Origin of the sequence: Streptomyces sp. NBC_01551 (assembly GCF_026339935.1) — a bacterium.
In the GTDB taxonomy this organism is placed as follows: Bacteria; Actinomycetota; Actinomycetes; order Streptomycetales; family Streptomycetaceae; genus Streptomyces.
Map to the genome: position 1 here is coordinate 1 of NZ_JAPEPX010000013.1, position 8,407 is coordinate 8,407.

The 8,407-nt window shown below is 74.2% G+C and carries 1 protein-coding gene; it reads right to left on the reverse strand.

The genetic code is table 11. The features are described from left to right. Nucleotides 1-8,407 (reverse strand): type I polyketide synthase (locus OG982_RS30840; RefSeq protein WP_266950270.1); only part of this gene is annotated, 8,407 nt, incomplete at both ends.

Here is an 8,407-nt window from a genome sequence, read left to right on the forward strand (position 1 = left end):
AGGTGTTGCCGGCCGCGTAGTTGGCCTGTCCGGCGTTGCCGAACACGCCGGCCGCCGAGGAGAACAGGACGAACGCCGCCAGGTCGAGGTGCCGGGTCAGCTCGTGCAGGTTCCATGCCGCGTCGGCCTTGGGCCGCAGCACCTTCGCGACCCGCTCGTGCGTGAGCGAGGTGACGGTGCCGTCGTCGAGCACACCGGCGGTGTGCACGACGGCCGTCAGCGGGTGTCCGGCCGGTACGGAGGCCAGCAGGGCGGCCAGCGCGTCCCGGTCGGCCGCGTCGCAGGCCGCCCAGGTGACCCGGGCACCCGACGCGACCAGCTGATCGGCGAGTTCGGTGGCGCCGTCCGCCGCCGCGCCCCGCCGGCTGGTGAGCAGCAGGTGACGTACGCCGTGCTCGGCGACGAGGTGCCGGGCGAACAGGCCGCCCAGGGTGCCGGTGGCCCCGGTGATCAGGACGGTGCCCTCGGGGTCGACGGCGCGGGTGGCGCCCTCGCCCTCGCCCTCGCCCTCGCCCTCGGCTGCGGCCGCGGGCGCGGGCGGGGTGAGGGCCGCGCGGGCCAGCCGGGGCGCCCGTACGGTCCCCCCGCGCAGGGCGAGCTGGGTCTCGTCGGTGGCGAGCGCGGCGGGCAGGGCCCCGTAGGAGGGGGCCTCGCCGTCGAGGTCGACCAGGACGAACCGGCCGGGGTGCTCGGCCTGCGCGGAGCGCACCAGGCCCCACACGGCGGCGTGCGCGAGGTCCGTGACGTCCTCGTCGGGGTCGGCGGCGACGGCCCCGCGGGTGACGACCGCGAGCCGGGAGGCCGCGAACCGCTCGTCCGCCAGCCACCCCTGGACGAGGTCCAGGGCGTGCGCGGTCGCGGCGTGCGCGGCCGAGGCCGCATCCGGTGCCGCGAGGTCGGGCGCCGGCGAGACGAGGACCGTCTCCGGTGCCGGCTCCCCCAGGGCCTCGGCCACGTCGAAGGCCTCGCCCAGGGCGTTCAGGTCCGGGTACGCCGATCCGCAGGCGTCGTCGAGGATCCCGGCCCGTTCCAGGCCGGCGCCGGTCTTGAGCGGGTCCGCGCCGAGCAGCGCCCAGCCGGCACCGGACTCCGGCGCGGCTTCGGGCAGCGTCAGGGCGGTCCAGTCGACCTGGAACAGCGCCTCGCGTACGGGTCCGGTACCGGAACCGGCGGCGGCAGCGATGCCGTCGGCGGCGAAGGGGCGCAGGACGAGCGAGTCGACGGTCAGGACCGGCTCCCCGCTCCCGTCCCACAGGGTCAGCGTCACCGCGTCCCGGCCCGCCGGTGCCATCCGTACGCGCAATCCGGCAGCGCCGGCGGCGTGCAGCCGCACGCCGTCCCAGGAGAACGGCAGCCGCGCGCCCTGCGGGCCCTCGGGGAAGAACTCCCCGAGGCCGACGGCGTGCAGGGCGGCGTCGAGGAGCGCGGGGTGGAGACCGTACGGGGCGGCTTCCGGGAGGCGGTCCTCGTCGAGGGTGACCTCGGCGAACACCTCGTCCCCGAGCCGGTAGGCCCGGCGGAGGTTGCGGAAGGCGGGGCCGTAGCCGAGTCCGATGCCGTCGAAGCCCGGGTACAGGTCGTCAACGGGGCAGGCGACGGCACCGGCCGGCGGCCACTCCCCCAGGGCCTCGATGCCGGTGTCCGTGGCCTCGGGGGCCAGGACGCCGTCGGCGTGACGGGTCCACGGCTCGTCGGGGGCGGTCTGCTCGGGGCGCGAGTAGACCTGGAAGGCCCGGCGCCCCTGCGCGTCCGGCTCGGCCACCGCGAGCCGCAGCTGCGTCCCGCCCGTCTCCGTCAGCACCAGGGGCGCTTCGAGGGTCAGCTCGTCCAGGCGCCCGCAGCCGGCGTGGTCGCCCGCACGGACGGCCAGTTCGACCAGCGCGGCGCCCGGCAGCAGGACGGTGCCCGCGACGCGGTGGTCGGCCAGCCAGAAGTGGGTGCGCAGGGAGAGCCGCCCGGTGAAGAGGAACCCGTCCGAGTCGGGCAGGTCGACCGCCGCGCCGAGGAGCGGATGCGCGGTCGGGCCGAGCCCGGCGGACGCGACGTCGCCACTGAGGGCGTGGGCGGGCGCCTCCAGCCAGTAGCGCTGGCGCTGGAAGGGGTACGTGGGCAGGTCGGCCCTGCGTGCGCCGGTGCCCGTGTAGTACGCGTCCCAGTCGACGGCGATGCCCCGCAGGTGCGCCTGGGCGAGGGCCGAACCGAGGGTGGCTTCCTCGGGGCGCTCCGCGCGCAGGACGGGGAGGAAGGCCGCACCGTCGCGGGTGAGGCAGTCCTGCGCGAGTGCGGAGAGGACGGCCTCGGGGCCGAGTTCGAGGTAGGTGGCGGCTCCCGCGTCCTCCAGGGCGCGGATGCCGTCGAGGAACCTGACGCCCTCGCGGACGTGCCGGACCCAGAAGTCGGCGGAACCCATCTCGTCGTCGGTGACGAGGGCGCCGGTCAGGTTGGACACGATCGGGATGCGGGGGCTCGCGTACGTCAGCCCCTCGACGACCTCGCGGAAGGCGTCGAGCATGCCGTCCATGTGGGGCGAGTGGAAGGCGTGGCTGACGGTCAGCCGCTTGGTCTTCCGGTCGGGGAACGACTCGGCGATCGCCGTCGCGGCGTCCTCGTCGCCCGCGACGACCACGGACTGCGGGCCGTTGACGGCCGCGATGCTGACGCGGTCGGTCAGCAGCGGCAGGACCTCGTCCTCCGACGCCTGCACGGCGATCATCACGCCGCCGGCGGGCAGCGCCTGCATCAGGCGGCCACGGGCCGCGACCAGGGCGCACGCGTCGTCCAGGGACAGCACCCCGGCGACGTGCGCGGCGGCTATCTCGCCGATGGAGTGGCCGGACAGGTAGTCCGGCTGCACGCCGTACGACTCCAGCAGACGGAACAGCGCCACCTCGACCGCGAACAGGGCCGGCTGCGCGTACTCCGTACGGTCGAGCAGGTCCGCTTCGTCTCCGAACAGGGCCTCCTTCAGCGGCAGTTCGAGGTCCAGTCGCTCGCCCACCGCGTCCAGGGCGGCGGCGAAGACCGGGTAGGTCTCGTACAGCTCACGCCCCATGCCCAGCCGCTGGCTGCCCTGTCCGGTGAACAGGAACGCCAGCTTGCCGACGGTCGGCGAGCCTTCCAGCAGGCCGGCCGCCCACTCGCCCTCGGCGAGCGCGGCGAGACCGGCCAGGAAGCCCTCGCGGTCCTCCGCGACCACGGCGGCGCGCCGGTCGAGGGCGGTCCTGCTCGTGGCCAGGGCGTGGCCGACGTCCACGAGGGACAGTTCGGGGTGCTCGACCACATGCGCCGCCAGGCGCGCGGCCTGGTCGCGCAGGGCCTGCGGGTCCTTCGCCGAGAGGAGCCACGGCAGGCTGCCCGGCACCCGGGCCGGCACGGTCCCCGCCTCGGGCTCCACCGGCTCGGGGGCCTGCTCGATGACGGCGTGGGCGTTGGTGCCGCTGAAGCCGAACGAGGAGACGGCGGCCCGGCGCGGGCGGCCCGTCCGCGGCCAGTCCGTGGCCGAGTCCAGAAGGCTCACGGCTCCCGCCGCCCAGTCGACGTGCGGGGTCGGCTGGTCCACGTACAGCGTCTTGGGCAGGACCCCGTGCCGCATCGCCATGACCATCTTGATGATCCCGGCGACACCGGCGGCGGCCTGCGTGTGGCCCATGTTGGACTTGATCGAGCCGAGGAGCAGCGGCCGGTCCGCCGGGCGGTCCTGCCCATAGGTGGCCAGGAGCGCCTGGGCCTCGATCGGGTCGCCGAGGGTCGTGCCCGTGCCGTGGGCCTCCACCGCGTCGACGTCGGCGGCGGACAGACCGGCGTTGGAGAGGGCCTGGCGGATGACGCGTTGCTGCGAGGGCCCGTTGGGGGCCGTCAGGCCGTTGCTCGCGCCGTCCTGGTTGATCGCCGTACCCCGGACCACGGCCAGCACCGGGTGCCCGTTGCGGCGGGCGTCGGAGAGGCGCTCCACCAGGAGCACCCCGGCGCCTTCGGACCAGCCCGTGCCGTCGGCGTCGGCGGAGAACGCCTTGCAGCGGCCGTCGGCCGCGAGGCCCCGCTGCCGGCTGAACTCCACGAAGGCCGCGGGAGTCGCCATCACGGTCACGCCGCCCGCCAGGGCGAGCGAGCATTCCCCGCTGCGCAGCGCCTGCACGGCGAGGTGCAGGGCCACCAGGGAGGAGGAGCAGGCGGTGTCGACGGTGACCGCCGGGCCCTCCAGGCCGAAGGTGTACGAGAGCCGGCCGGAGATCACGCTGGCCGCGTTGCCCGTGCCGAGGAAGCCCTCGACGCCTTCGGGCAGTGCCGCGAGCCGGGAGGCGTAGTCGTGGTACATGACGCCGGCGAAAACGCCGGTCCGGCTGCCGCGCAGGGTCCGCGGGTCGATGCCGGCCCGTTCGAACGCCTCCCAGGAGGTTTCCAGGAGCAGGCGCTGCTGCGGGTCCATGGCCACGGCTTCGCGCGGCGAGATCCCGAAGAACGCCGGGTCGAAGGCGGAGGCGTCGGAGAGGAAGCCGCCCTCGCGGGCATAGCTCGTGCCCTCGTGGCCGGGGTCGGTGTCGAAGAGGGCGTCGACGTCCCAGCCGCGGTCGTCGGGGAACCCGGAGATGACGTCCCGACCCTCCAGGACGAGCTGCCACAGGGCTTCCGGGCTCTCGACGCCACCGGGGTACCGGCAGCCCAGACCCACGATCGCGATCGGCTCGTCGTCGCGGACCGCGACGGCCACCGGTGCGGACGGCGCGGCCGGCACCGTTCCGAGCAGCTCGGCCCGCAGGTGGTCGGCCAGGACCGTGGAGGTCGGGTAGTCGAAGACGAGGGTGGCGGGCAGGCGCAGCCCGGTGGCGGCGCCGATCAGGTTGCGCAGCTCGACGGCGGTCAGGGAGTCGAAGCCCAGCTCGCGGAAGGAACGGTCGGCCTCGACCGCCTCGGGCCCGGCGTGGCCGAGCACCGCAGCGACCTGATTACGTACCAAGTCCAGTACGAAGAGCAGCTGTTCGGCGTCCGTCAGGCCGACGAGGCGTGCCGCCGGTCCGGATGCGTCGGGTGCGGTGGTGTCGGCGGCGCGGCGAGCGGGCGTGCGGACCAGGCCCGAGAGCAGCGGCGGGAGCATCCCGCTGCCGGCTTGGGCCCGGAGGGCGGCCAGGTCGAGCTTGACCGGCACGAGCAGCGGCTGCCCGGCGGCGCAGGCGGCGTCGAACAACGCCGTGCCTTCAACGGCGGTGAGGGCGTTGACACCGCCACGGCCGAGTCGGGACACGTCCTCGGCGTCCAGAGCACCACCCATGCCACCGACCTCGGCCCACAGACCCCAAGCCAGGGACGTGGCCGCCAGACCCTGGGCCCGACGGTGCGCGGCCAGGGCGTCCAGGAAGGTGTTGCCCGCCGCGTAGTTGGCCTGCCCCGCGCCACCGAACACACCGGCGGCAGACGAGAACAGCACGAACGCGGAGAGGTCCAGGTCCTGGGTGAGCTCGTGCAGGTTCCACGCCGCATCCACCTTCGGACGCAGCACCGCCGACAGACGCGCGGCCGTCAGCGAACCGACCACACCGTCATCAAGGACACCCGCCGTGTGCACGACCGCCGTCAGCGGGTGCTCCGCAGGAACGCCGGCGAGTACGGCGGCCAGCGCGTCCCGGTCGGCCACATCACACGCCGCCCACGACACCTCAGCGCCCAGACCGACAAGCTCGGCCGACAACTCCGCCGCCTCACCACGACGGCTCACCAGCAGCAGACGACGCACACCGTGCTCAGCGACCAGATGCCGGGCAAACAGCCCGCCCAGCGAACCACTCGCACCCGTCACCAACACCGTGCCATCGGCATCCCACTCGACGCCCGCACCAGCGGCGACCGCCGTACGCGCCAGCCTCGGCACCAGAACCGAACCACCCCGCACCGCGACCTCGGACTCACCCGAAGCCAATACGGCGGGCAGCGCGCGGTAGGAGGCATCGGTGCCGTCCGTGTCGGCCAGGACGATCCGCCCCGGATTCTCCGACTGCGCCGAACGCACCAGACCCCACACCGAAGCCCGCACCAGGTCGGACACGCCCTCACCCGGTACGGCTTCCACCGCACCCTGGGTCAGGAACACCAGACGCGCATCCGCGAAACGATCCTCGGCCAGCCACTCCTTCAGCAGCTCCAGCACCCGACCCGTCTCCGCGTGCACCGCACCCGCCACACCCTCCGGATCACTGACCCAGGACAGCGGCACGCACACCAGCGCCGGGTCCGCGAGCGTCGCGAGCCCACCGCTGTGCGCCTCGTAGCGCACACCCACCGCATCCAGACCGGCGTGAGCGTCCCCCAGCAGCGCCCAGGGACGCTGCTCCGACGCGGACACCGGGGCGAGCGGCACTGCCGCCCACCCGACCTGGAACAAAGACTCCAGACGACCGCCGCGCGCCGCCCCGATCTGCTCGGGCGAGACCGCCCGCAGCACGAGCGACTCGACCGAGGCCACCGGTGCGCCCGCCAGGTCGGCGAGCTCCAGCGCGACCGCGTCGCGGCCGGCCGGGGCCAGGCGGACCCGTACCGCGGAGGCGCCGGCCGCGTGCAGCCGGACACCGCTCCAGGCGAACGGGAGCCGTCCCTGGCCGGTCTTCTCGACGAGCGCGCCGAGACCGGCCGCGTGGAGGGTCGCGTCCAGGAGCGCCGGGTGGAGACCGAACCAGTCGGCCGCTTCCGCGGTCGCCTCGTCCAGGCTCACCTCCGCGTACACCGCGTCGCCGTGGAGCCAGGCCGAGCGCAGGCCCTGGAAGGCGGGGCCGTAGTCGAATCCGGCCGCGGCGAGGCCTTCGTAGAGGCCGTCGATGTCCACCGGTTCGGCTCCGGTCGGCGGCCAGACCGTGAGGTCGGCTGCCGGGGTCGAGGCGTCGCCGGTGGTGAGGACGCCGGCGGCGTGCCGCGTCCACGGCTCGTCGGCGGGGCTGTCCTCGTCACGGGAGTACAGCGACAGGGCACGTCGGCCGGATTCGTCGGCTCCGGCGACGGACAGCCGCAGCTGGACTCCGCCGCGCTCGGGCAGGACGAGCGGGGCCTCCAGGGTCAGCTCCTCCAGGACGTCGCAGCCGACCTGGTCGCCGGCTCGGACGGCCAGTTCCACGAAGGCCGTGCCCGGCAGGAGCACCGAGCCGAGCACCGCGTGGTCCGCGAGCCAGGGGTGGGTGGTCGACGAGAGCCGGCCGGTGAAGAGGAACCCGTCCGAGTCGGGCAGTTCGACGGCCGCGCCGAGCAGCGGGTGGTCCGTCGTGCCGAGGCCGAAGCCTGCGGCGTCGCCCGGCGTGTTCTGTGCGGTGGGTGCCGAGTCGAGCCAGTACCAGTCGCGCTGGAAGGCGTACGTGGGCAGCTCGACCTGGCGTGCGGCGGTCGGGGCGAAGTACGCCTCCCAGTCCAGCGTCGCACCGTGGGTGTGGGCGAGGGCGAGGGCGTTGCTCAGGGTCTCGGACTCGGGCCGACCGGTGCGGAGGGCGGGCGCGAAGCGGGCCCCGTCCGCGGTCAGGCAGTCCTGGGCCATGGCGGAGAGGATGCCGTCGGGGCCGAGTTCGAGGTACGTCGTGGCTCCGGCGGCTTCCAGGGCGCGGATGCCGTCGAGGAAGCGGACCGCCTCGCGGACATGGCGGACCCAGAAGTCTGCCGATGCCATCTCGTCCGAGACGAGCGCGCCGGTGAGGTTGGAGACGACCGGGATGCGCGGGGCGCCGTACGACAGTTCCTCGGCGACCTTGCGGAAGTCGGCGAGCATGCCGTCCATGTGCGGCGAGTGGAAGGCGTGGCTGACGGTCAGCCGCTTGGACTTGCGGTCCGGGAAGGCCTCGGCGATCGCGACCGCCGCGTCCTCGTCACCCGCGACGACGACCGACCGGGGACCGTTGACCGCCGCGATGCTCACGCGCTCGGTCAGCAGCGGCAGCACCTCGTCCTCGGACGCCTGGAGCGCGATCATCACACCACCGGCCGGGAGCGCCTGCATCAGACGGCCACGAGCCGCGACCAGCGTGCACGCGTCCTCCAGCGAGAACACACCCGCGACATGCGCGGCGGCAATCTCGCCGATGGAGTGACCGGACAGGAAGTCCGGCTTCACACCCCACGACTCCAGCAGCCGGAACAACGCCACCTCGACCGCGAACAACGCCGGCTGGGTGAACTCCGTACGGTCCAGAACCGCGGAGTCCGAGCCGAACAGCACGTCCTTCAGGGGCAGTTCCAGCTGCCCGCACACCGCGTCCAGCGCGGCGGCGAACACCGGGTACGCCTCGTACAGCTCACGCCCCATGCCCAGCCGCTGGCTGCCCTGCCCCGTGAACAGGAACGCAAGCTTCCCGGTTCCGGCAGCGCCCACCGTGCCCCGCGTCACGGCAGCGTTGGCCAGGTCGTTCTTCCCCAGCGCCTCCAGCCCGCGCAGCAGTTCCTC